The organism is Bacillus sp. AP8, assembly GCF_000321185.1.
In the GTDB taxonomy this organism is placed as follows: domain Bacteria; phylum Bacillota; class Bacilli; order Bacillales; family DSM-1321; genus Bacillus_AD; species Bacillus_AD massilioanorexius.
Genome location: NZ_CAPG01000003.1, coordinates 1 through 24,509, shown reverse-complemented (window position 1 = coordinate 24,509; position 24,509 = coordinate 1). Strand labels below are relative to the sequence as shown.

Sequence of the window (24,509 nt, the reverse complement as noted above, 5' to 3'; positions counted from 1 at the left end):
CTTTATTCATCTCCATTTTTCAATGTTGCTCTATATTTAGTACCCAAAAAGGCAGGATGATAAGAATTTTTAGCTTTTCTTAATCCATCTATTCCCAAATCTTCTTCTCTGTTTATCCACATAACATCTTGACAATTGGCTATAGCAAATTGTTGATTAATCATTTGGTAGGCTCCTCTAATATTCGAATCTGCTTTTTCAACTTGAATGACAATCATGTTTTTAGAGGTTCGTGCTCCAAGAGTAAACGCAATTATACTTTCATCTAAACGAAGTGCACCTCCAATAATATCTAACTCTTTCATATTTTCTAAAGCAAATGTAACTGCTTTATTTTCACTATAAAATATAGGATGGTTATTGCTTGCATTTTCTAGACACCATTTTTCATGAAAAGCGATGATTTCTTCCATATTAAATGCACTAACTGATTCATATTTCCATCGATTTTGATACATTTTCATAAAGCGATTAATTTGGTTTTTTTTACTATGATATTTATTTCCTTTAAGAGAAATCAAATCTTGACTTCTATAAATATAATCACTTAAATCTCTTAATTCTTCTATTATAAACTGATTCGGAAAATGAGTTTCTAGCCATTTTTTTTGCTCATAAGAAATAGAAGTAAAAATTAAGAAAATACCTCTTTCCAATGCATCTCTTTGGATGTATGAAATGGAACGACTCAAATCTCCTGATCCAATAGGTAACATGTATACAGGAGTTTGATCAAGTATAGAATTCATTTTTACAAATAAAAAATCCTCCTTAATACAATACTCTGTATTACATTGTTCACTCCAAATAAAAACATCTACTATACAATAATCACTTAAATAGTTTTTTGTTTTTTTAAAATAATTATCAAGTACAGATTTATCTTGAAGCGAGATAGATTTAAACGCCAACATAATAAATATAAAACTCCTTAGCTGTATAATTTCAAGATTCGTCATTTCAATTATTACTGTGTTTTCTATCCTTTTATTATACAATAAATCGATATCTATCTTACTCAACATTAAGATTATTCAATATTTTGCCTCATCATTACATATTATTTAAAAATAATATATAAAGAACAAATTCTTTTAGTAATAGAAAGCTTTTGATTTTACATTTTTCTATTTATGTATGGCTTTCTCTCCCTATCATAAGCGATTTCCACAAGAGTCCCCTATTTTCATACTCAAACATGAATTTCACATCAAACACAATGTTTAAGAAACATGAATTTCCAACAATTAATCATGAAATCGCAGCATCTGGTAATAATAAAGTCATCGTTTCCGTATGACATCCTAACTATTTTAAGTTTTTTAATAAGATAAGGGGGAAATTATTATTACAACTTCAAAGTTCTTGAAATTATTAAATCTTGCTCTAATCGGCGGTTTTATGTATGCCTTAATTGAGATATTATGGCGAGGGTATACGCATTGGTCAATGGCCGTTGTAGGTGGTCTTTGCTTTATAGTACTAGGCATGCATAAACATTTTTTCTCAGAAAATATGCCCTTATTAGCTCAAGCTATTATCGGTACTTTTTTTGTTACGTTTATTGAGCTAATTTCTGGATTAATTCTTAATGCATGGCTCGGATTATCCGTTTGGGACTATAGTCATGTTCCATTTAATTTTCTCGGCCAAATATGCTTACCTTATATGTTTCTATGGCTACCATTATCCATGCTAGCGATTATACTTTACGATTGGTTAAGATATTGGTTATTCAATGAACAAAAACCTACCTATAAATTAATTTAAACACCTTACTTGCGTACAGTAGTATTTGCTCACTACTCTCAGCATAAAATGTTCTTTTTAAATAACCACTCGGTTGGAGAAAACTGTCTGAGCATTGGAGCTAATATTTTCGAAAACAAACTTTCCACCTAAAATTAGTGATAAATAGGTCGGCTGAATGAAGCGTAACGTGCGAGACTCCTGCGGGAGCAGCAGGATAGATGAGACTCCACAGTCGCTATGTGCTCCGAGGAGGCTCAACGCCCGCTCCGCAGAAAGCGAGTATCCTGAAGCGTAATTCAACCTATACTCACCTTCTTCATAAGCAACAAAGTTTGCAAAAACAGCCCTTTCCTACACAAATAAAAAAACGCTCACTGTGAGGTTCACTAAAAAGTTTTCCTCACAGGAGCATCCTAATAAGATGTTATTAATAAAAGTTATATAGTTAGTGACAAGCGCTCTTTTATCGTTTCCATTACACCATTTTCATTATTCGACTTGGCTTCAAATCTAGCTACTTCTTTTATCTTTTCATGGGCATTCGCCATAGCATAACTATTATATGCAGATTTCATCATTTCTAAATCATTTAAATAATCACCAAATACCATTGTTTGATCAGGAGATATATTCAAGTACTCTTGAATTTTCTCCATAGCAACTCCCTTGTTTGAGCCGCTATTCATTATATCCAACCAAATAAAGCCACCAACTGTAACTTGTAATTGCTGTTGGTATTCTTTGAAATAAGGCATAGAATGATGCTCCGCGCCTTTAAAGTCAAGAAGAGCAATCTTCAAGATATCGTCTTCCACTGTAAGTAAATCCTCGACAAATTCTCTTCTAGCATAATATTTTTCTACTTCACTTAAAACTTTTGGTTCAGTAGTTTCAATATAGGCAGATTTTTTTCCACATACAACTATATTAACATCAGGAATTGTTCGAGCAAGCTTCACAATTTCGAAAGCAGTCTCACGATTTAAAGAATTTGAGAATAATTCCTTTCCTTTGTATACAACATACGTACCGTTTTCTGCAATGAATAGCATTTCTTCTTTTATATCATTAAATCTTTCTACAAGATTATAATATTGACGGCCGCTTGCAGCTCCAAAAATAATACCTTGTTCATTCAGCTTCTTATAAATAGGATAAAAATCCTTTGGAAATTGATTTTGATCGTCTAAAAATGTTCCATCCATATCAGTTGCAATTAATTTAATCATCCGATGTCTCTCCTATCGATATATCTGCTATTTTACCAATTATTGTAATAGATGTGCCATTTAATATTATATCATTAACAAATGGGCTGACCACAATAGATAATAAATGGAAGACAGTTAAAATACTATTCATCATATTGTAGAGCGCTTATCCCATACATATGCGGTTCTTTTTTGTAACAAAATAATAGCATCAGCTATTTGCTTAATCCCCTCTTCCATTTGAGAACATTTTACTTGAGAGATACTTAAACGAAGTAAAGTATCTCTTTTATACACAGGTAGAAACATTCTGGCAGTATCATCTACATAAATATGTTTGTTTGATAATACTTCTACCATTTTTCTCGCCTTTACTTTTTGAGGAAGAAATATGGTTAAGTAAAATCCAGAGGTTGGCTTCGAGTATTCTGTACCTGGGGGTAAATACTTTTCGTTTAAAGGGTTAATTTATACAAAAACAGGAAGACCTCTATACATTTACATATCTAAATGATATAATTGTGATATCAGATTGATATATCGGAGGCGATTGTAATGAGAGAAAAACAAGCTCTTAAAGTAAATGGTTACTTTGGAATTATTGTCGTGTTAGCACTTTTTGGTCTTGCTGTATTCTTATTAATGAATGTAGGAACTACTGGTGCCGCTTTAGTTCTACCAATTGTAATTGTCATAATTGCCGCTTTAATCCTGTCTGGACTAACAATTGTCCAACCCAATGAAGCGAAGGTTCTAACATTTTTTGGGACGTACACTGGTGTAATTAGAGATCAAGGATTATGGATTTCCATTCCTTTAACATTGAAATCAAGTGTGTCTCTTCGAGTGATTAACTTCAATAGCGAAAAACTAAAAGTAAATGATTTAGAAGGGAATCCTATTGAAATCGCAGCTGTTGTTGTATATAAAGTAGCAGATAGTGCTAAAGCAACTTTTGATGTAGAAGATTACGAAGAATTTGTTCAAATTCAGAGTGAAACTGGCATTCGTCATATTGCAAGTCAATATGCATATGATCATTTTGAAAAGGATACCGAAATGTCACTAAGAAAAAACAGCGACGAAATTGCTGATTTCTTAGCTCAGGATCTTCAGCATCGTTTAGCTGTAGCTGGTGTGGATGTTATCGAAGCTCGTATTATGCACCTTGCCTATTCTTCAGAAATCGCATCTGCCATGTTGCAAAGACAACAAGCTCAAGCTGTATTATCTGCACGCAAGGTTATTGTAGATGGAGCTGTCGGTATGGTTAAGAGTGCGATTGAACAATTAGCGGATGAAAATATTATCGATTTAGACGAAGATAAAAAAGCTCAAATGGTCAACAACTTAATGGTTGCTATTGTTTCTGATAAAGGAACACAACCTGTTATCAATACAGGAAGTATTCATTAGGATTTAATTACATGGCTAAAAGAAAAGCGTATCCGCTAAGAATCGATCCTAAACTTTACGACGCTCTCGAAAAATGGGCAGAAGATGAACTAAGAAGCGTTAATGCTCAAATTGAAATTCTATTAAAAGATGCAGTAAAAAAGGCTGGAAGATTAAAAAAGGATACTGAGTAACCCCTTTTGGATACCCATTTCTTCTTCGCAACCAAACCATATTAAGAAAAGTGAGTGAACAGAGGTTTACTCGCTTTTTTCATTTGAAAGCCAGAAAAAATATATTTAAACATGTAATATTTGATTGGTTGCATAAATTAACAAAGAAGGATTGTGACATTTACCTTCAAAAATATGACTCAGAATGACTCAGTTTTATCGAACTTTTTTCGTAAGGATGAACCCTATGAACATACATCAAATCATTCCATATATCGAAAATCATACAACTCTATATAAAATGCTAAAGTATTGTCCATATGAAATCTTAAAACAATGGAAATCGAAAAATTCACAAGTGGTTCCATTATCTATTCCCAAGGAGAAATATATAATAGCGTAAGCATTATAGTTGAAGGAAAAGTTAATATTTTTGTGATCGCTGAAAATGGGAAAAAAATAGGTTCAAACTGTCTATGAAATAGGAGATATGGTTGGTGAAATTGAAATTTTCAATCAAGTACCTTTTATGAGTAGTGTTGAAGCATTGACAGGTGTAACCGTTATAACGATCAACCGAGAATGGTTTTTAGCTTGGTTAAAATTAGACCATAATTTCAATGCACATTTCATCAAAAAATCTGTAGAGATTTCTTATCATATTACAAAAAAAGATGAATTTAATAAACTGTATTCGATACATGACCTTATTTGTAAACATCTAATTGAAAAAAGTTCTAAAGGAAAAAAGTTCTAAAGGAAAAAAACTCCTGAAGGAATTTTAGTAACTATCGATACGCATAAGCTTAGTGAAGAATTCGCAGTCACACAACCCAAGTGATAATTCCTTTTGTAGATAGCTTTGTCGTTGGAGTCACATCTTCTTCACCTTTATTTTTAATCCAATAGTATCAGCCAAATATGTTAAATAACGACTAGACTGTACGTAATGTTTATTCTTAATTTAATTAATCTGTTCATTTGTATGGACGGCTTACGAGAATGGAAACAAAATTATTATAAAAATACATATACAAGCTTAACAAATTCTTAAATCTGCCCAATACAGTTTTGCTTTTATAAAACGTCTGGTTAAAAATCAACTACAACGTATAACAGTACTTTATAAAAAATGATTATTCGAATAAAAATGTCCTCCTTATGTCATTCTAAAAAAGAAGAAATGATAAAAGGAGGATTTTTTTGAAACCTTTAACTGCAAAGGAAGTCGAGTACATCGTTGACTCGATGTCTAATGAAGATTTACTTATCAAACAATGTGTATCTGCAGCTGCCCAATCCAAGAACATCGCTGTACAACAAATATGTGTACAATTATTAGTACAGCATAAAAAGCATTATCAAGATTTACTTACTCTTTTACAACAACATACAGCAATTGCACCAAAAACGGTTCAAGAAGCTAATCAAATGGAACAGATGCAGAAATTACAAACTGCACAAAATCAAAATCAGCAAATTATGGCGAAACTACAACAAGCCAATCAAGGCTTTCAACACCCATTAAATTAAGGAGGCACACATATGGCTCAACAAAATCCAATCCTTTCAGATGAAGATTTACTTTATACCATTTTAGCCGACTTAAAACGTACTTGTAGAGAGTATACAACGGCTACGACAGAATCTAACTGTCCTGTTGTTCGTCAACAATTTCAATCCCTTTCACAAAGTAGTTTAGTGCTCCAAGGGAAATTATATGATTTTATGTCTCAGCAAGGTATGTACAGTACCTCCTCACCAGCACTTGCTTCAGACATTACCAAACAAATAACTGAATATGGACAAACGCAAACACAAACTAATCAACTAATCCAACAAAATATACATCATTAACAAAGCTATATGATAAAAGAAAAAAAACGATAGTCAATCCTATCGTTTTTTTCTTTTATCATGGAAGTCTATTCTATATTCAATTAACCAGCAATCTCTATACTCACCTTCATGTAATTCATGTTTCGGCATTAGCTTTATCTTTTGATAACCACATTTCACATAACAACGAATCGCTCTTTTATTCCATGACTGGGGTCCATAACAACCGTACTAGCTTGTTTGTCATGAAACAAATAATCCGTCATAGCTGAAACTAGTAGTTGGCCAATCCCTCTATCCCAATATTTCACTTCTCCAATAAATTGATCAATCCCAAAAATAATATCAGCTTTGTTCAAATATCCGTATACTTTTCTCGTTTCAAAATCTAAAGGATAATACTGAATATATCCTATTTCAATATTTTCATATTCTATCAAGCATTTTACGGTATCAGTCTCATTTTCAAAAAATACGTTGTACACTTTTTCTAAATTAAACGGATTATCTCTGCCTTCCTGAAAGGTGCATCCTTCTTCTCTAATAGCCTCACCTTTAACTTTTCTTTTTGAAATAACATCTTTTTCTCTCCTAGAAAGCCTTCTAATATCAACAGTTGTATTCACAATAAACTTTACTCAGCCTTCATAATAACAAATATAGAAATTTCAAGAATGATAGGAATACATCATCCAAAAGCCGATATCCTCAAATCCTAATCTTTTATATATCATTCCCGCTTCAGAATTATCATAAAATAAACAAAGTTCTTTACCTTCATTTAATAATAGATTGCAAAGCTTAATCATGCACTGTGTAGCATACCCTTTTTTCTTATAGTTTTCTAGTGTAGCTACTCCAACTACCATAGCAGACAATGTATTTTCAGCCGAAGTTGATGCTGTTGAAACCATTTTATCATCTTCTCTTATAAAGAAAGATCTTGATACACCCCGCTCCAATCCGCGTCGCTTGGAATCCACGGTTATCATTGAATCACTGAATTCAGGAATTGAATTTAATAATGCTACTAGTTCTTCTGCATCATGTGGCATTGCTTGTTGTACGTCAGTTGTTTCACTAGAATTCACACTTTTATGTAATTCTGTACATTTTGCATAATAGGTTTGTCTTTTTCTTTTTAAAGTGTTTTTTATGTAAGGCTCCATTTTTTCAGTAATATTCTTTAATCCTGACATCATTGAGAAGTTAGGATCGTTCATCATAATTTCAGAAAATCCTTTTGCATCAAATGTTATCGTTGAGCTGTATGGTATATAGTTTTGTTCATATTTTAGTAGGACAGCAATTAATTCACCTTGATCATTAAAATCTCCCCAGATTTTTTGAAACTCCTGTTCGTACCCATATGCCTCTATATCACCTATTATAAATAGGTTTTCAGCAGCTTGTTTTTTTAATAATTGAAAGCAAACGTCATGATCCTTTTCTGTTAATCTTCTTATCACAATATTCTCCCCCTTAGCTTTTCATATATTTAATATTGTTTAAGCCTATTTTCTAAAAGACTGTTACTTTTCCATATATTCGATAAATAAAATCAGTGTATAAAAAGTTCGGTTGAATGAAGCGTAAGGTGCGAGCCTCCTACGGGAGCAGCAGCATAGGTGAGCCCCGTGGAAAGCGAGCATCCTGAAGTGTAATTCAACCTATACTCACTCCTTGTTCATAAGCAACAAAGTATGTGAAAACAGCCTTGTTTAATAATTTCATTGAAAAAATCATTTCATACTCGATTTAATTAGATCATTTTTTTATAAGAGGTAATTGATAATTGATCTGATATTTTTGTAACTTGTGTCTTTCGAAATCCATTCCTTTCGTATAAATGTATAGCTGGAAAATTCTTCGAACCAGTTGAAACAATAATAGATTCAGCATTTTCTATAACATTCTCTACGTGTTCTAATAACATCATCGCAATACCTTTTCTAAAATGGCTCGGATGAATCATTAAGCGATGTATATCTATTAACTTATTTTCTACTTTTATGGATATTGTCCCACAAAGCTCTTCATGTTCATAATAACCATAAAAATCCTCTCCACATTTCTGTAGAGTTTCAATCGTATCTTGTAAGGGCGGAATATCATAACAATCTATGAGCTTTGCCTCCATTTGATAGGATGGTATTTGAATATGCCATACCTCTCTTGCAATCTTATTATTTGTGATGTCAATTTTTCTTATCATAATGATTTTTCCCTTTTTATTGTTTAGGTGAATCTAAAAGTGGCTCATACATCATAATAGCAGTATTTTCTGTAATGAATTCATCGTCAATCTCCACTTTTTGTTTATTATATACTTTTCTGTGTATAATGTTGTGTCTAATATATCCGCCAAAGATTGCGGGATGAATGGCATGCTGTTTCTCATAAACTTTATATGTATGAAGTTGTTCCTCAGTAGCTCTCCATTCGCCAATTAAATGTGTAGCAGAAAGAGAAAGAGATAATTGGTAGGTAACATTCGTACGATTGGTAATCTGCAAATCAATATAATTATATGAACAGGTTGCTCCACTTCCAAATGGCTGAGTTCGGTTGCTATCAGGAAATACATCATAACTATGACGATACCGCTCAGTTACGATTAACGGTGTATGAAGTGTCATCCAATAGATTAGATTAGATAATTGACATAAACCTCCACCGACTCCAGGTTTAAAAGTTCCTGAATGAAGTACCATTCCATCTACATATCCTTTTTTCCTAGTCGTTTTCCCTATACATTTCCAATAAGAAAAAGTCTCTCCTGGTTTAATAATCAAACCATCAATCCGCTTGATAGCAAGTTTTAAATTAATAATTTTATTGTGTTGATACCACATATCAACATTTTTCAATTTCCGTAACAATAATGTTTGATGTGTGTAAATGGAGTAAGGTAGTCTATCATTTTGTTTTTGAGAGGCATATGTTTTTCGATTAGTGTACCATTCTATGTATCTTTTACATCGATAAAAAGTAATACCCAACATGAGTCGCAACTTTGTTCTTTTTTTAGGCTTTTTCTGTTGAACCGAAATCATTCTAGATCCTCCAATCATATCATCAATCTTTTTCTCCAAATTGCTTTTGTATAAGCCATTCGAAATCCTACTCTTTCCATATTATTTTGACTCACTGAAGCAAATTTCGCTTGTCCAATCGCTATCTTCACATTAGAATCTAATGCTGTTAGCAATCTTTTTTGGATTAATGCCGTATGAATGCCTTTATTTCGAAAAGCCAGAATGGTTGTGGCCGCAGCAAGAGTAGCAATTTCATTCTTAATAAATAAAACACCAATACCAGCTGGTGTATGATTGATACTTGCTAAAAAGAACGACCAATTGGGCGTATCATATAAGATTTCATTGTTTCTAGCTATCCCATTTTGGATAGTAACAGGCATATCAAATCCTTCTGTATATATTTCAGAAAAAAGATTAAATTCATTTCTATCCAGCCTTCGAATAGTAATATTTGAATCGAAATATTCTATCTTTTCTAAAATAGAATGAAATAAAGTCGTATGAAAGTCACATTGATAGTAGCCTTCATTTGAGAGAACTTCCATTATTTGAGGAGAAGTTAATGAGGGTATCACTTCAAAAGTTACATCTATATTTCTTTACCTATAAAAAGCAATAATGTCAGAAATGTACTTCTCATCACCATGTTGCAAACCTTTAACTACATTGAAGGCCGGACCAGGAATATTTTTCGCAGAAAACGCCACAGCATGACCAAATCTCCTCATTTCAACATCCATTGGATTTCCTATTTGCTCTTCCATCCGTTTTAATCTTGAATTCAACACGTCTATTTCAGATTGGTTGATTCTACCGACTAATTCATTATTCAATGGTAGGTACATTCTCAGCGCTCCTTATTCATTCCGACTAGTTATATCCAATCATATTCAAGAAAATTATGTAAAATCCTTCTTCTCGTAAAGAAAGATAGAGTGTTCAATACTCCCCTTTTTCCCCCTGTTATAGTTGTTTTCGTTAAAACTCCATTCGTATTTTTAAAACAAGATCCATTTATAAAAGAAAAACAATAACAAAATGAATAAAGGCTGTCTCAACAGTGTTACCCATCACTTTTGAGACAGCCCTCATATTTTTTATCAAATACAAACTACTTATTTTTTCTTTTTCCATCACCTTGCTCTTCATCCTCCACAATCACTTTTTGCTCTTCGTGGAATTCAGTTACTGTTTGACCAGTTATATGATCAAACGGAGTGTAAAAAGCCGTAATATTTTTCTTTTTAACGAACATTTTATAAAAACCAATTAGAACAATAATAACGATAGTAAGCGGTAAACCATAAGCAACCGCAATCATCGGGTCCATATCATTTGCCCCTTTCCTGATTTTAAAAGACTTACTAAGTTATGTACGAACCCTCAAAAATGGTTTCATTTGTAAGTTCTTGAAAAGCTTTTTGTCATATGAATGAATTCAAGCTTTCACTTTATCACAAATCCAACTTACAACAGTTTGATAAAATGCTTCTTCATGTGGTACAAAATGACTTCGATTTACTCTACCATTCATTAACTCCTTTTTGCCATCCATGTTTATTTTATAACCTTCTATATGGATCTCTTCTTTTTTTCCATACCAAAGATTATAAAAATAAAGCAATGGGACCCGAACTATTCCTGAAACCTCTTCTGTTTGTAAGGTAAAATCCTCTAAACCAATAGAGCTATTGTATAAAAAAACATGAGCAATTTCTTTATCGATAAAATCTTCTTTTTTTACACAATAATTTATAATGCCTAGTTTGACTAACTCACAAAGAGTCGTTTCAACTCCCAACTCTTCTTGAATTTCTCTAATCCCATCATTAGTTGTTTCATGTGCTAATATATGGCCAGCTGCAGTGATATCTAGTAAATTGGGATAATCTTTTTTCACATCGCTTCGTAGCTGAATATAAATATAGTTTGTATTATTTTCTTTACTAATAAACCAGCAATGAAATGTTTCATGCCAATAGCCAAGTTTATGTACGTCCTCTCGAGTAGCGATCCCAATAGGTTTATGATAATCATTAAATATTCGAAGCATCTCATTTTCCATTTTAAATTTCTTCCTTTTATGTCCCTATTATTTTTCCAAAATTCTATAAACACAATTTTATCTCGATATAGCTATTATAATATGCTCTACAAACTTTAATAGAGAAACTTATAAAAAAACTATCGATATGCGAAAACCAACTTAGGACTCTCTACTTGGAATTCTTTCATTACATACGCTTATAAAACAGCAATATGCGTAACTAGCTCAAAAAAATCAGTCAACAAGTATTTGCAAAACACTTGTTGACTGACTTTTTCTATAAAACATTGAAATTCATATAATAGAAACGAATTAAACATAACGGAATCCACTAAAATTTGTTTAATGACCCCCAAGGTACGCATTTTTAATATCTTCACTAGCTGTTAACTCTTCTGCATTACCTGAAAGGACAATTCTACCTGTTTCAACAACGTAAGCACGATCCGCAATAGAAAGTGCTAAATTTGCATTTTGTTCTACTAATAAAACTGTTGTCCCCGATTCATTAATCTCTTTAATGATTTGAAATATTTGTTTTACTAGTAACGGAGCTAGCCCCATTGAAGGTTCATCCAATAACAACAACTTTGGCTTTGCCATTAATGCACGACCCATAGCAAGCATTTGCTGTTCCCCGCCAGATAAAGTACCTGAAAGCTGTTTTTGTCTTTCTAGTAATCTTGGGAAAAGTTCGTAAACTCTTTGTAACTCCTGTTTAATTCCCGCTTTATCTTTTCTTAAATATGCTCCTAGCTGAAGATTCTCTTCAACAGACATATTAGCAAAAACTCTTCTTCCCTCAGGAACATGAGAAATTCCTAACTTAACAATTGATTGAGCTGCTTTTCCACCAATTGGTTGACCCTCATAATCGATTACACCTTGCTTTGGATTTAAGAGACCTGAAATTGTTTTAAGTAATGTACTTTTTCCTGCACCATTCGCGCCAATTAATGTAACAATCTCTCCTTCATTAATTTCAAGGGATACACCTTTAAGCGCTTGTATATTACCGTAGTAGACATTGATGTCCTGTACCTTTAACATTATGATGAAACCTCCTCGCCAAGATATGCTTCGATGACTTTTGGATTATTACGAATTTCTTCTGGCTTACCATGAGCAATTAATTGGCCATGATCCAGCACATAAATTCGTTCACAAACACCCATTACAAGCGGCATATCATGTTCGATTAGAAGAACAGTTAAATTAAACTTTTCTCTAATAAATGAAATTAACTTCATTAATTCCTGCGTTTCTTGTGGATTCATCCCAGCAGCAGGTTCATCTAGAAGTAATAGGTTTGGATTTGCTGCTAAAGCACGAGCAATTTCTAACCGACGTTGTTGACCATAAGGTAAATTCTTTGCTAATTCATCTTTGTAAATATCTAAGTTAAAAATCTTCAAAAATTCAATGGCTTGTTCCTCCATCTCCTTCTCACCTTTAAAAAAGCTTGGTAGACGTAAAATAGAACTTACAATCGAATGCTTTGCCAATGAATGATACGCTACTTTTACGTTATCGATAACTGACATATCACCAAACAATCGGATATTTTGAAATGTACGACTAATTCCCATTTGATTAATTCTATAAGGAGGACGTTTTCTTAAATTTTTTCCATCTAAAGAGATACTTCCCTCCGTTGGCACATAAACACCTGTTAAAAGATTGAAAAATGTAGTTTTTCCCGCTCCATTAGGACCGATCAAACCAACTAACTCACCTTGAAACAATTCTACATTTACAGCAGATACAGCTTTTAAACCTCCAAATTGAATCCCAACAGAATCTACCTTAAGCAATGGTTTCGTTTTTGTCATGTTTGTGTCCTCCTTTTCGCTTAAAGAAGCTTGTAAATTCTTTAGTACCCATCAAGCCTTGAGGACGATAAATCATCATAATCATTAAAATTAAACTATAAATAATCATCCTTGTCTCTGGGAAATCTGCAAGGAAGGTTGTAACTAATGTCAATAGAACCGCTGCTAAAACAGCCCCTGATAAACTACCAAGTCCGCCGAGTACTACTAAAATTAAAATGTCAAAGGATTTTAAGAAACCAAAATTCGTCGGTAAGATGATATAAAAATTATGAGAAAATAATGCACCTGCAACACCTGCAAAAAAAGCGCCAATAGCAAATGCTACAACTTTATAATAAGTCGTATTAATTCCCATAGAATCGGCCGCAGTCTCATCTTCACGAACCGAAATGCATGCCCGTCCATGAGTCGAGCTTGTAAAGTTTCTTACAACTACTATCGTTAATAAAACGATTCCAAACACCCATGGCCAAGTAGTTAAATGGGAAACTGTCATCCCACTTGCTCCACCAACATAATCGATATTTAAGAAAAAGATACGTACAATTTCACCAAATCCAAGTGTAGCAATTGCCAAGTAATCTCCTTTAAGACGCAAGCTTGGTATACCAATTAATAATCCCGCTAGAGCTGCTACAATTCCTCCAACAAGTAATGCTACAGGAAAAGGAAGTGCTAATTTCATTGTCATAATAGCCGACACATACGCTCCAACAGATAAAAAACCTGCATGTCCGATAGAGAATTGCCCCGTTATTCCAATGATTAAATGAAGGCTCACCGCCAAAATAATATTAATACCAATCGTAATAATCATATTTGAGTAAAATGAATTTAATGTTCCACCATTAATCAAGACTTGAATAACCGCAAAAAGGATAAAGGAAAGCAAGATTGAGAGCCAAAATCCTTTTGCTTTTTTAAATGACATCATAACTTTGTCTCTCCCTTACACTTTTTCTTTTTTGTTTTTCCCTAGTAATCCTTGTGGTTTAAATATTAGAATTAAAATAAGAACAATAAACGCTACTCCATCTCTCCATAATGAGAAACCAGCTGCACTTACTAAAGCTTCAATAACTCCAAGTATTAAGCCACCAACCATCGCACCAGGAATAATACCGATACCGCCAAGTACAGCAGCAACGAAAGCTTTTAAACCAGGTAGTACACCCATTAATGGTTCAATCTTAATATAGTACAAACCAAAGATTACTCCTGCTGCACCAGCCAATGCAGATCCTATCGCAAATGTAGCTGAAATAGTATTGTTTACATTAATCCCCATTAATCTAGCTGCATCTGCATCAAAAGAAACAGCACGCATTGCTTTTCCAATCTTTGTTTTGTGCACGACAATTTGTAAAATGATCATTAATAATATTGAAACACCAAATATTAATAAGGACTGACTATTAACTGTAATACCAAATAAATCTAAATTAGTAGACGGCAGTACATCATTTGGATATGCTTCAGGTTGTGCACCACGAATATAAATAAAACCATATTCAATAAATAATGACATACCTATCGCTGTTATTAATGCCGCAATTCTTGTTGCATTACGAAGAGGTTTATAGGCGATTCTTTCAATTAATACACCGAACACTGCACACACTGTCATTGAAAGTAAGAGTGCAGGAAAAAAAGATAAATCTAATATCGTAATAGAGTAAAAGCCAACGAAAGCTCCGACCATAAAGACATCACCATGGGCAAAGTTAATCAACTTAACAATTCCATAAACCATCGTATAGCCGAGTGCAATGAGGGCATAAATACTACCTAGTGAAAGCCCGTTAATGAGCTGTTGAATCAATTCCATGTTCTAGTCTCCTTGATTTTATAATTCAACTCACTTCATAAGAAAAGCGAATGCGCCTTGTTTAGTGACATTTGGATTGGGTCTATTTGTAAGAGATATAGTAAACTCGGAAGGAAATAACGTTCATTATGTCCAGCTTTATCGAGAAACCTCAACGATTAATCTACTTTACCTAGAAATCAAAATCGCTAAATCGTAAGCAAGGCTTTTAATAAGTGATTCGAGGTAAAAAGAGTTGTGGTATCAGGGTTACTTCAGACATTGTAACCCTGCCCGAACTTTTAACCGATTAAGCAATTTCCTCGATGACTTATCGTAAGGAGGAGAGGGGAGTCTACTAATCGTTTGGTGTCATAACGAATAAGTTCTAATTTTCTTCATTCATTTCCAAACTTAAAAACCCAAAATAGGAGGCTAGTTTCGCCCCCTATTTATTCTTAAAAATTATTGTGGTTCAACTTTTGTTTTAAATTGTTGTGCACCATCTACATATTCTAGAATTGTAGCGGATTTAATTGGGTGGTGATATTCGTCTAAAGAGTAGCTTCCTGAAACTAAGTCTAAACCATTAGTAGCTTCTAATTCTTTTTGGATTTTCTCAGAATCTGCTGAACCAGCACGTTTAATAGCATCTGCTAATAGATACGCAGTGTCATAACCAAGAGCGTTAAATGCATCAGGAGATTTTCCTTTGTATTTCTCACCAAAAGCTTTTACGAATGTTTGAATTCTTTCACTTGGATCACCTGAAGAATAGTGATTAGTAATAAACGTATTATTCAAAGCTTCTTTGCCAGCAATCTCTACTAGTTTAGGAGAATCCCAACCGTCAGCTCCCATTAATGGAACATCAATACCTGCTTCACGAGCTTGCTTAATGATTAATCCCACTTCTTCATAATAAGCAGGAATAAAGATGAAATCTGGTTTTTTAGATTTAATTCTTGTTAAAGTTGCACGGAAATCAGTATCTTTCGCCACAAATGCTTCTTCAGAAACAATAGTTCCGCCATTATCTTTGAATTTCTCAATGAATGATTTAGCTAACCCTTTTGAATAGTCACTAGCACTATCAATATAAACGGCTGCTTTTTTAACTTTTAATTCAGTAGCTGCAAAGTTTGCTGCTACTGTCCCTTGGAATGGATCAATAAAGCTCGTTCTGAAAATAAATTCATTTAATTTTCCATCTTTATATGTAATATCTGGGCTTGTTCCACTTGGAGATATTACAGGTACTTTGTTCTCTTCTGCAATTTGAACTTGAGCAAGTGTATCTCCACTTGTTGCAGCTCCAATAATCGCTGTAACCTTATCTTGAGAAATCAGTTTTAATGCACCAGCAGTGGCTTCAGCAGATTCCGATTTATTATCGAATTCGACTAGTTCAAGCTTTTTACCATCGATTCCTCTTTATTAATCTCTTCAAAGGCAAGATTCACACCTTCACGAATTGATTGACCATATGAAGCTACACCACCTGATAATTCAAGGTTTGCTCCAATTTTAATAACTTTATCATCTTTACCACCCGAATCACTGCTGCTACCTTTATCCGATCCACCACATCCAGCTAATGCACCAGCAACCAAAGATAAAGATAAAACCATGCCTGCTATCTTTTTCTTATTCATGTTAACCCTCCCATTATTTGTTTTGTCTAAAAAGTCTGACTTTTTTAAATATTATAAAATAACATTTATTAGGAATATATTACATTACAATCGGACTAAAGTCTATAAGATATTTCATATTTTTTACAAAAAAATTCAATATATTACATAAATAATATTTAATGGATATGCATATGATAGAAACCCACTTAACTTAAGGTAAATGAAGAGAAAAATCGTTAAAAAATTTAAATATATTATTATATCAAAAACCACATACAGATATCGAAAGCGTTTACATATTTACACATAAAAAACCCTCAGGTACTAACTTACCTGAGGATTGAATCAATAATATAAAATATTAGAATACTATTCAGTTATCATTTCACGTTTGCTATTGAACGTTAGAACATATCCTATAATGGCTCCCACAATAGCCGGAACAAGCCAACCTAGTCCTACAGAATATAACGGTAATAATGAAAATAAATCATTAATTGCTTGGATTCCTAACCCAGCTGCGTTTAATCCATCAAATAGACTGACAATAAATGTGAAAGATAAACTTAAAATGTATACCAAAGGCTGACCTTTAAAAAATCGATGTAAGAAAGTTAGGAATATTAAGCAGATTGCTAATGGATAAATAGCTGTTAACACTGGAACAGATATCGCAATTAATTGGCTTAACCCTACATTCGATACAATGGCACTAAAGACAGACAGCACGATTGCAAAAGTCTTATAAGACACGCTAGGAATAATCTCATTAAAATAAGATGCACAAGCCGTTACTAATCCAATACTAGTTGTTAAACATGCGGCAATAACCGTCATACCAAGGATTAGACTACCATATGAGCCGAAATAATGACCTGAAGTTGCTGCAAGAATAGCTCCTCCATTGTCTAATAAACCAATTTTACTTACACTTGCTGCCCCTAGATAAGAAAGTCCACCATAAATGATAGCCAATAGTAGAGCTGCAATCATAGCTGACTTAAAACAGCTTTTTAAAACTTCACTCTTCGTTCTTGCACCTTTTTCTTTTACAGCATTAATAACAATGATACCAAACACAAATGAAGCTAATGTATCCATTGTTAAATAACCTTCTTGAAATCCTTTAAAGAATGAGGAATCCATATATTTCTCACTTGGAGTACCAAAATCACCCATTGGATTAATAATGGCAGTTCCAATAAGAATAGCAATAAAAATTAATAAGATCGGCGTTAAAACTTTCCCTACTATATCTACAATTTTTCCCGGTTTCAATGAAAAGATTAATGTAACAAGAAAGAATACAATCGAAAAAATCATTAATGGTACAAAACTATCATTTTCTCCTAATAAAGGTTTAATCCCAACCTCAAAAGAAACGCTACCCGTTCTAGGAATAGCAAATAATGGTCCAATCGCTAAATATAATACAGTTGTGAATACAAGTCCAAACATTGGATGTACTCGGTTAGCCATCGTATATAAATCCTTTTGACCTGAAAAGCCAATAGCTAGTACACCTAATAAAGGAAGACCTACGCCTGTTACAATAAACCCTGCAGTTGCTCCCCATACTTGTGTACCTGACATTTGTCCCATTAATACCGGGAAAATTAAATTACCTGCCCCGAAAAACAAGGCAAAAAGCATAAAACCTATTGCTATAGTTGATGAGAAATTGCTCTTTTGATGTCTCAATTTAAAATCCTCCTGAATATTACTACGATACTTCTTCGTAAGCTGTATGATTATGTCTAATACATAATATCACAAAATATTATTTTTTGAAAATATTCTGAACTTTTATACTATTTACCATACTTATTTTTCTTAATTCAGCAACTCACCCTCCATATGTCTTACTTATAAAACATTTTTTCAATATATAACAAGACCATCCATTCTCATATAAATGGATACATGATTAATAGTAGTGTTGAAATATAATCAATTCAAGAACGAAAAAATACTAAATTAAACAATAATTAACAATTATTAAACAAATTGAATTCAGCAAGTGCTAGTGTATCACTTGCTGAACGACTTGACCATTTATATACTAGATTCTCTAAATATCTCTTTACATTTTACCTTCCACAATCGTCATGAATTCGTCCAGTGTAGTTGAATACTTTATATAAATTCTAGGCAATACATATTGTTTATCTACTTTTTCTCCAACCAAATAGTATTCAGGAATTGTAGTTAACCCGAATGAATAATACTTCTTTGTATCTGAAATTACATTTTCATTAAAACTACCATATGGATAGGCTAGTGCAATTACTGGTTTTCCTGTTATTTGCTGAATCGACATTTTTGAATCTTTCAATTCATAACTTACATGTCCAATCTTTGTAAGATCCGGGTGTGTCACCGTGTGTGATTGAACAGAAATCACACCTGATTTTGCTAGCATTTTCAAATCTGATTTAGATAAACGATTTCTTTGCCCAATAAATTCTGAAATCACAAAAAAGGTAGCCACTGGTGTGAACTGTTCACTTTTTAATTTTTGAAGAATGATATAGGCATTAAGATTATTCTTGTATCCATCATCAAACGTCAAAAAAATAGGTTTCTTTACTTTATCAATTTCTGTCCAATGCTCAAAGGTCAACAATGTAAAGCCATGTTCTCGTAAATACATGATTTGCTTTTCAAAATTATTAGGAGTGACATACAATTCTTTCGAACCATGACCGCTGAATTCATCAATAGAGTGATACACTAGAATTGGAACTTTCTTTACCCCATATGCATGATTAGGAAGAAACACCAAAAGAAAACCGAAATAAATTATTGTAAACCATTTCATATAAATCCTCACAAATAATAACTTTTCTATCTATTGTTCCAAAATCATTTCATTCTATGTTAATTATAGTCCATCACAAGTCGGAAACTATTACCCCCTACTTTTTCTAACTAAAAAAGGGCTGTATAAAAGTGATCTTTTATCTCTTTTATTACGACCCTTAAGCGATATTTTATCAGCAACTCTTGTATTCATAATAACTCACGCAACGCTTTTTCATCACATATTTGTATTCGACGCCCTGATAATGCAATATATCCTTCCTTTTGGAATGAAGATAATTTTCTACTTAATGTTTCTCTTGTAGTTCCTAATAGCGATGCGATATCTTTTTTACTCATTGGAAACTCAAAAATTTCATCCTTTGCACATTCTCCTTGTTTTAAAATAAAGGACGCTAATCTTTGACCTACATCTTGATTACTAATCTGACTTAGCTGATACTCTGCTTTCTCTAATCTCTCACTTAAATGTTGTAAAATCTTTATAAGTAAGTTTGGGGTATGACTCATAATCTTAATGAATTGTTCTCCTTCAAGCAAACAAATTTCTGTTTGTTCAAGCGCTTCAGCATTATTCATTATATTCGTATTCCTAAATAAAGATAATTCACCGAAAAAATCCCCCGTCTGTAATATACGAATGACTTTTTCGTGTCCATCTTCAGAAATGTGTGTAATTTTGACCTTTCCTGTATGTACAACAAATAGATTCTTCTTATGTTCCCCTGCCAAAAAGATGGGTTCACCTTTGTGAAAAATTTTATGCGTAACAATCCTTGCTAGTTCTTTCATCTCTTCCTCATTTACATTACGAAATATAGGCACAATAGATAGACAATCATGTTTATTACAATTCACTTCAATCGTACCCTCCTATATCTAATACGTTGTCATTACTATAAAAATTCTTTACCCATTTAACAGAACGTAACTATTCAACTTCTATAAACATTATTTTATGTCTCACCTATTCTTTCATAATGTATCCATTCATCTAACACATTTATACTTCTTGTATTTCACCATCTATAATCGTCATCTTTATTTTTGTATCTAATAATTCATCAGGATGCTGAATCGATAAAAGATCTTTTGAAAAAACCGTCATATCTGCTAATTTCCCTATAGAAATTGTTCCTTTACTAGCTTCTTCATTTGTTGCATACGCTCCACCAATCGTAAAGATTTTCAAAGCCTCCTCTATAGTAAGTCTCTCCACTTCGTTCCACACTTGTTGTGGGTTCCCAATTGTGTTTCTTGAAACCGCAGCATGAATACCTAATAATGGATCAACAGGCTCGACGGGAGCATCTGATCCCCCAGCACACAATACACCTGCCGAAAGCAATGTTTTAAATGGATATAAATATGGCTCTCTATTCTTACCAATACGATCTATTACCCATGGATAATCACTTACCACAAATCTCGGCTGAATATCTACAATTATACTTGACTTAGCCAATTTACTTATTAGTTCACCATTCAACACCGATGCGTGGATAATTCGATCACGTTGTTTCACAGGAGGAAATTGATTTAATACATTTAATACATTTTCTAATGCGTGATCCCCAATTGTATGTACAGCTATTGGCATTTCAGCTGCTCGTATTTCCTTAACCATTTCATAAAAACTAGCTTGATCTTGAATCGCTTCACCATACTGTGTTAGGTCATCGGTGTAAGGCTCTGAAAGAAGTGCTGTTCTTCTTCCTAATGCTCCATCAGCAAACATTTTTATTCCACCAATTTGCAATTTCTCATTTCCATACCCAATCCCCATTTTTCTTTCTCGTAACCTCGATAGAAACGGATAATCTATTAATAGATTACATCGCAATCCTTTATTTTCTTGATTTATTAGCTCATCGTACATTTGATACGTTTGATCAAATCCCCCTAAGTACAAAGGATCATTCGTATGAACACTAGTTAAACCTCTCTTAATTGCATATTTCATCGCTTGTTCCAACCCTTGCTTCAATTCTTGATAGCTTCTATCAGGAATTTGATTGGAAACTAATTGAGATGCTGACTCTAATAGTAAACCAGTTGGTTGCTTTGTACTTTCATCAAGAACAATACTACCGCCATGTGAGATAGAGATTTTAGAATGATACCCTATTTGTTCAAGCGCTTTACTATTTATTAAAAAAGCATGATAACATATTCGCTTTAAAAAAATTGGGCAATGAGGAGCTACATAATCCAATTCTTTAATAGTAGGAATATTACCATCCGTGAATAAATTCTCATCCCATCCCATTCCAATTAACCATTGACCTTTAGGTATCGAATTGGCTCTTTCTTTTATTCTTTCTAACATCTCGTTCTTTGACTTTACACCTGTTAAATCTAACTCTAAAAAACGTAGAGCAACTCCAGATAAATGGAGATGACTATCCGTTAACCCTGGCGTCATTGTATTTCCTTGTAAATCAACGATATTTGTATCCACACTTCCCCAGTTTAAAACCATATTACGATGGGAACCAAGATCGACAATTCTTCCGTTCTCTACTACTACTGCTTCGACTAATGGAGCCGATTCATCAAGAGTATAGATTTTTCCATTCGTAAAAATCTTTTTATTCATTCCATCATCCCCCAAACACTGTGAAAATAATAGTTTTATACTTGATTTATCTTTCTTATTCTACTTTCATTATAAAGAGTCATTCATTACATAACCAATATTTTCAAACAATATCATATGTTTAGATGAAAACATGACGGGAAATCTCTTAATTTACTCATACTCATTCAGTAAAATTTCCAAGAGGTAAAACTTTTTCACTTGCTATGGACCTACAGTATCTGAAAGTTGTATCTAGAGTTCAACTGGATAATTTTTCAAACACAAAAAAAGCAGCCGAAATTAGCTGTTTTTTTCAGATTATATACAAGTAAGAATCTTGATTATTTTCCTAATAAGTCTAGAATTAATTGAACTTCAACTTTCGTACCATTGAACATAGAATCTTCAACAATTTTAAATTTTGGATGGTGATTAAAATAGCCACATTCATCTTCTTCAGTTCCTCCTCCAAGGAACATGAAGCAGCCTGGAACAACTTGTGTGTACGCAGAAAAATCTTCACTCCCCATCAGCATTGGAGAGGCGTAAACAAGCTCGTCTCCAAGCACTTTTGTTGCAGAAGCTTTCACTTTCTCTGCCAATTCAGGCGTATTATAAAGGGCTGCATAACCTTTAACATAATTTAATTCGTACGTTGCACCATGAGCAGCAGCTACATTTTCGATGATTTTTTTTACTCGATTTTCCATTATATCCCTAACTTCTTCTGAAATAGTTCGAATAGAACAGCTAAGTCGTGCAGTATCAGCAATAATATTTGGTGCTAGTCCACTTTGGAACTCACCAACACTCAGAACCGCCATATCACTTGGTTTTACATTGCGAGCTACAACCGTTTGAAGAGCCATAACAATTTCACTATCTACCACAATAGGGTCAATAGCTAACTCCGGTGTTGAAGCATGTGAACCTTTACCTTGAATTTTTAAGAAAAATCCATCTGCTACTGTTGTTGCATACCCACTTGCAATTCCAAGTGACCCCTTTTTCATAGTTGGGAAAATATGAATGCCATATATTTCATCCACATCCTCTAATACTCCCGCTTTCACTAATTCTTGAGCTCCACCAGGCACTTGTTCTTCTGCATGTTGGAAAATAAATTTCACTGTACCTTAGATTTCATCTTTCATTTCTGTTAATACTTTAGCAGCACCAAGTAGCATTGCTACATGTGTATCATGTCCACAAGCATGCATAAGTCCTTCTTTTGTTGATTTAAAGTCAACGTCTGCTTCTTCATTAATTGGTAACGCATCCATATCTGCACGTAAAGCAACAGTTTTTCCTTCACCTGCACCACCGATTAATTTAGCAACCACGCTCGTTTCTGTTGGTCGAGTTAATTCAAAAATTGAGAAGTTTCATATTCTTTAAAAGACATTTCAGGATTACGATGTAAATGTCTTCTCCATTCAACAATTTTTTTAGTAGGTATTTTTTCTATCCACTCTTTCATTGTAAGTCCCCCTAAAAAATATTTTTTCTATCTTTAACCATTTCACACATAACTACGACACGAACAGAATAAAAAACCATTATTCAAACTTTACAATCCATATAGATTAATACTTTTTTAAATACATTCACCATTTTAATTACATATATTTGTATTCTATTTGGTACCGTTAATAGAATATCTTATCGACAATTCAAGTATACCAAGAAACCAAAAAACTAAAAATAGTTTTTTGGTGTTATTTTTGTGAAATAATCACCTAATCGATTTTGTTTTATTGTAAAATAAACATCTATTTATTTGACTTTTCTATTTAATAGCTTTGCACTATAGGAAACTTGTCTATCACAGGAAAATATTATAGTTTCACTTCACCAAACTAAATGTTATGTTAAAATAATTATGGTACTAAGTTTATTAATTGGAGGGGAAAATATGTCTTGCGGATGTTCAAGCTTAAAGGATGGAAAGGCGATTGTTGATCACGTAAAAAGAAAAGGTAAAGAAAATGTTACTCCAAAAATAGCACATCAAATTAACTGCACATGTGGTGAAACTTTTACTTTTAAAACAGTCATTATGAACTGTCCAAAGTGTGAAATGACTTACGCTGTTACTCCATGTAGCTCTGATGATAGAAGTAAAATTAAGCCAGCCGGCATTAAATATGCTTAAATATGAAAATATAAGCCAAAAACACAGGTCCTATACGGTAACTGTGCTAGTTATATAATCTCAATATCATTTTTTATAAAGGGCTGTTGTTGCCAATACAAAAGTATGGTTATAGGATGATTTCTGCCCCATGATGCTATCTTTTTACTGGGCTTTAATCACTGAATCAATTTAAAACAACAATCTTTTTAAAAGAGGCTTTATAAAAAAAGA

The 24,509-nt window shown here is 33.1% G+C and carries 29 protein-coding genes and 2 pseudogenes; 9 read left to right on the top strand and 22 right to left on the bottom strand.

Annotation, left to right across the window (positions count from 1 at the left end; translation table 11 throughout):
- Positions 1 to 2 precede the first annotated feature (2 nt).
- Positions 3 to 914, bottom strand: coding sequence for a DUF2156 domain-containing protein (locus BN349_RS00300; RefSeq protein ID WP_019240262.1), 912 nt, complete (start codon positions 912 to 914; stop codon positions 3 to 5).
- Between the two features lie 487 nt (positions 915 to 1,401).
- On the opposite strand from BN349_RS00300, the gene BN349_RS00295 reads away from it, so the two are divergent.
- Entirely contained in the window at positions 1,402 to 1,770 is a 369-nt protein-coding gene (locus tag BN349_RS00295) for a putative ABC transporter permease (RefSeq protein ID WP_081591143.1), read from the top strand.
- 419 nt (positions 1,771 to 2,189) lie between these two features.
- Here the strand turns inward: BN349_RS00295 and BN349_RS00290 are convergent, their stop codons facing one another.
- Genes BN349_RS00290 through BN349_RS00285 form a run of 3 tightly spaced genes read right to left on the bottom strand, consistent with a single transcriptional unit; the run spans position 2,190 to position 3,323 of the window.
- Complete coding sequence (locus tag BN349_RS00290) at positions 2,190 to 2,981, bottom strand: Cof-type HAD-IIB family hydrolase (RefSeq protein WP_019240260.1); 792 nt, start codon at positions 2,979 to 2,981, stop codon at positions 2,190 to 2,192.
- Complete coding sequence (locus BN349_RS25675; protein ID WP_157381006.1) at positions 2,974 to 3,117, bottom strand: hypothetical protein; 144 nt, start codon at positions 3,115 to 3,117, stop codon at positions 2,974 to 2,976. Before BN349_RS25675 ends, BN349_RS00290 begins: the two co-directional genes overlap by 8 nt.
- Positions 3,114 to 3,323 carry a hypothetical protein gene (locus BN349_RS00285; RefSeq protein ID WP_019240259.1) on the bottom strand — a complete coding sequence of 70 codons (210 nt, stop codon included), beginning with the start codon at positions 3,321 to 3,323 and terminating at the stop codon, positions 3,114 to 3,116. The genes BN349_RS25675 and BN349_RS00285 overlap by 4 nt, the downstream gene beginning before the upstream one ends.
- A 195-nt stretch (positions 3,324 to 3,518) precedes the next feature.
- On the opposite strand from BN349_RS00285, the gene BN349_RS00280 reads away from it, so the two are divergent.
- The 7 genes from BN349_RS00280 to BN349_RS00260 all read left to right on the top strand — a co-directional run bounded on the left by BN349_RS00280 (position 3,519) and on the right by BN349_RS00260 (position 6,388).
- Positions 3,519 to 4,379, top strand: coding sequence for an SPFH domain-containing protein (locus BN349_RS00280; protein ID WP_019240258.1), 861 nt, complete (start codon positions 3,519 to 3,521; stop codon positions 4,377 to 4,379).
- Positions 4,380 to 4,390: 11 nt separating this feature from the next.
- Positions 4,391 to 4,552: a hypothetical protein gene (locus tag BN349_RS26065; protein WP_019240257.1), complete on the top strand. Its 162-nt coding sequence runs from the start codon at positions 4,391 to 4,393 to the stop codon at positions 4,550 to 4,552.
- Positions 4,553 to 4,778: 226 nt separating this feature from the next.
- Complete coding sequence (locus BN349_RS25670; RefSeq protein ID WP_019240256.1) at positions 4,779 to 4,934, top strand: hypothetical protein; 156 nt, start codon at positions 4,779 to 4,781, stop codon at positions 4,932 to 4,934.
- Complete coding sequence (locus tag BN349_RS26800; RefSeq protein WP_425457763.1) at positions 4,868 to 5,011, top strand: cyclic nucleotide-binding domain-containing protein; 144 nt, start codon at positions 4,868 to 4,870, stop codon at positions 5,009 to 5,011. Before BN349_RS25670 ends, BN349_RS26800 begins: the two co-directional genes overlap by 67 nt.
- A gap of 10 nt (positions 5,012 to 5,021) precedes the next feature.
- Positions 5,022 to 5,288 (top strand): hypothetical protein, encoded by a 267-nt coding sequence (locus BN349_RS24630; protein WP_019240255.1) that lies wholly within the window; start codon positions 5,022 to 5,024, stop codon positions 5,286 to 5,288.
- A gap of 446 nt (positions 5,289 to 5,734) precedes the next feature.
- On the top strand, positions 5,735 to 6,064 hold the full coding sequence (locus tag BN349_RS26200) for a hypothetical protein (RefSeq protein WP_019240254.1): 330 nt from the start codon (positions 5,735 to 5,737) through the stop codon (positions 6,062 to 6,064).
- A gap of 12 nt (positions 6,065 to 6,076) precedes the next feature.
- Entirely contained in the window at positions 6,077 to 6,388 is a 312-nt protein-coding gene (locus BN349_RS00260) for a spore coat protein (RefSeq protein WP_019240253.1), read from the top strand.
- 158 nt (positions 6,389 to 6,546) lie between these two features.
- On the opposite strand, the gene BN349_RS22950 is transcribed toward BN349_RS00260, so the two are convergent.
- The 18 genes and pseudogenes from BN349_RS22950 to BN349_RS22930 all read right to left on the bottom strand — a co-directional run bounded on the left by BN349_RS22950 (position 6,547) and on the right by BN349_RS22930 (position 23,424).
- Positions 6,547 to 6,996 (bottom strand): GNAT family N-acetyltransferase, encoded by a 450-nt coding sequence (locus BN349_RS22950; protein WP_425457762.1) that lies wholly within the window; start codon positions 6,994 to 6,996, stop codon positions 6,547 to 6,549.
- A gap of 42 nt (positions 6,997 to 7,038) precedes the next feature.
- Positions 7,039 to 7,839 carry a GNAT family N-acetyltransferase gene (locus BN349_RS00250; protein ID WP_019240252.1) on the bottom strand — a complete coding sequence of 267 codons (801 nt, stop codon included), beginning with the start codon at positions 7,837 to 7,839 and terminating at the stop codon, positions 7,039 to 7,041.
- Between the two features lie 293 nt (positions 7,840 to 8,132).
- The gene (locus tag BN349_RS00245; protein ID WP_019240251.1) at positions 8,133 to 8,585 is read right to left on the bottom strand and encodes a GNAT family N-acetyltransferase; all 453 of its coding nucleotides are present in this window, start codon (positions 8,583 to 8,585) and stop codon (positions 8,133 to 8,135) included.
- A 16-nt stretch (positions 8,586 to 8,601) separates the two neighbouring features.
- Complete coding sequence (locus BN349_RS00240; RefSeq protein ID WP_026089099.1) at positions 8,602 to 9,423, bottom strand: VanW family protein; 822 nt, start codon at positions 9,421 to 9,423, stop codon at positions 8,602 to 8,604.
- Positions 9,424 to 9,440: 17 nt separating this feature from the next.
- Complete coding sequence (locus BN349_RS26195) at positions 9,441 to 9,791, bottom strand: hypothetical protein (RefSeq protein ID WP_232423492.1); 351 nt, start codon at positions 9,789 to 9,791, stop codon at positions 9,441 to 9,443.
- A 219-nt stretch (positions 9,792 to 10,010) separates the two neighbouring features.
- Positions 10,011 to 10,256: a hypothetical protein gene (locus tag BN349_RS26190; protein WP_019240248.1), complete on the bottom strand. Its 246-nt coding sequence runs from the start codon at positions 10,254 to 10,256 to the stop codon at positions 10,011 to 10,013.
- Positions 10,257 to 10,522: 266 nt separating this feature from the next.
- Positions 10,523 to 10,741, bottom strand: coding sequence for a DUF3951 domain-containing protein (locus tag BN349_RS00225; RefSeq protein ID WP_019240246.1), 219 nt, complete (start codon positions 10,739 to 10,741; stop codon positions 10,523 to 10,525).
- Between the two features lie 108 nt (positions 10,742 to 10,849).
- A complete protein-coding gene (locus BN349_RS00220; RefSeq protein ID WP_019240245.1) occupies positions 10,850 to 11,476 on the bottom strand; it encodes an NUDIX hydrolase in 627 nt (208 codons plus the stop codon).
- A 324-nt stretch (positions 11,477 to 11,800) separates the two neighbouring features.
- Positions 11,801 to 12,508 (bottom strand): ABC transporter ATP-binding protein, encoded by a 708-nt coding sequence (locus BN349_RS00215; RefSeq protein ID WP_019240244.1) that lies wholly within the window; start codon positions 12,506 to 12,508, stop codon positions 11,801 to 11,803.
- The gene (locus tag BN349_RS00210; protein ID WP_019240243.1) at positions 12,508 to 13,290 is read right to left on the bottom strand and encodes an ABC transporter ATP-binding protein; all 783 of its coding nucleotides are present in this window, start codon (positions 13,288 to 13,290) and stop codon (positions 12,508 to 12,510) included. The genes BN349_RS00215 and BN349_RS00210 overlap by 1 nt, the downstream gene beginning before the upstream one ends.
- Positions 13,265 to 14,227 carry a branched-chain amino acid ABC transporter permease gene (locus BN349_RS00205; RefSeq protein ID WP_019240242.1) on the bottom strand — a complete coding sequence of 321 codons (963 nt, stop codon included), beginning with the start codon at positions 14,225 to 14,227 and terminating at the stop codon, positions 13,265 to 13,267. Before BN349_RS00205 ends, BN349_RS00210 begins: the two co-directional genes overlap by 26 nt.
- Before the next feature lie 15 nt (positions 14,228 to 14,242).
- Positions 14,243 to 15,121 (bottom strand): branched-chain amino acid ABC transporter permease, encoded by an 879-nt coding sequence (locus BN349_RS00200; protein ID WP_019240241.1) that lies wholly within the window; start codon positions 15,119 to 15,121, stop codon positions 14,243 to 14,245.
- A gap of 444 nt (positions 15,122 to 15,565) precedes the next feature.
- Positions 15,566 to 16,755: pseudogene (locus BN349_RS22940) on the bottom strand (ABC transporter substrate-binding protein).
- Between the two features lie 351 nt (positions 16,756 to 17,106).
- Positions 17,107 to 18,438 (bottom strand): branched-chain amino acid transport system II carrier protein, encoded by a 1,332-nt coding sequence (gene brnQ, locus BN349_RS00190; RefSeq protein WP_019240240.1) that lies wholly within the window; start codon positions 18,436 to 18,438, stop codon positions 17,107 to 17,109.
- A gap of 382 nt (positions 18,439 to 18,820) precedes the next feature.
- Positions 18,821 to 19,558: a polysaccharide deacetylase family protein gene (locus BN349_RS22935; protein ID WP_019240239.1), complete on the bottom strand. Its 738-nt coding sequence runs from the start codon at positions 19,556 to 19,558 to the stop codon at positions 18,821 to 18,823.
- A 191-nt stretch (positions 19,559 to 19,749) separates the two neighbouring features.
- Complete coding sequence (locus BN349_RS00180; protein WP_019240238.1) at positions 19,750 to 20,418, bottom strand: Crp/Fnr family transcriptional regulator; 669 nt, start codon at positions 20,416 to 20,418, stop codon at positions 19,750 to 19,752.
- 145 nt (positions 20,419 to 20,563) lie between these two features.
- Positions 20,564 to 22,159, bottom strand: coding sequence for an amidohydrolase (locus BN349_RS00175; RefSeq protein WP_019240237.1), 1,596 nt, complete (start codon positions 22,157 to 22,159; stop codon positions 20,564 to 20,566).
- A 323-nt stretch (positions 22,160 to 22,482) separates the two neighbouring features.
- A pseudogene (locus BN349_RS22930) lies at positions 22,483 to 23,424 on the bottom strand (amidohydrolase).
- 632 nt (positions 23,425 to 24,056) lie between these two features.
- On the opposite strand from BN349_RS22930, the gene BN349_RS00165 reads away from it, so the two are divergent.
- Positions 24,057 to 24,296 (top strand): hypothetical protein, encoded by a 240-nt coding sequence (locus BN349_RS00165; RefSeq protein WP_019240233.1) that lies wholly within the window; start codon positions 24,057 to 24,059, stop codon positions 24,294 to 24,296.
- Positions 24,297 to 24,509: the final 213 nt, after the last annotated feature.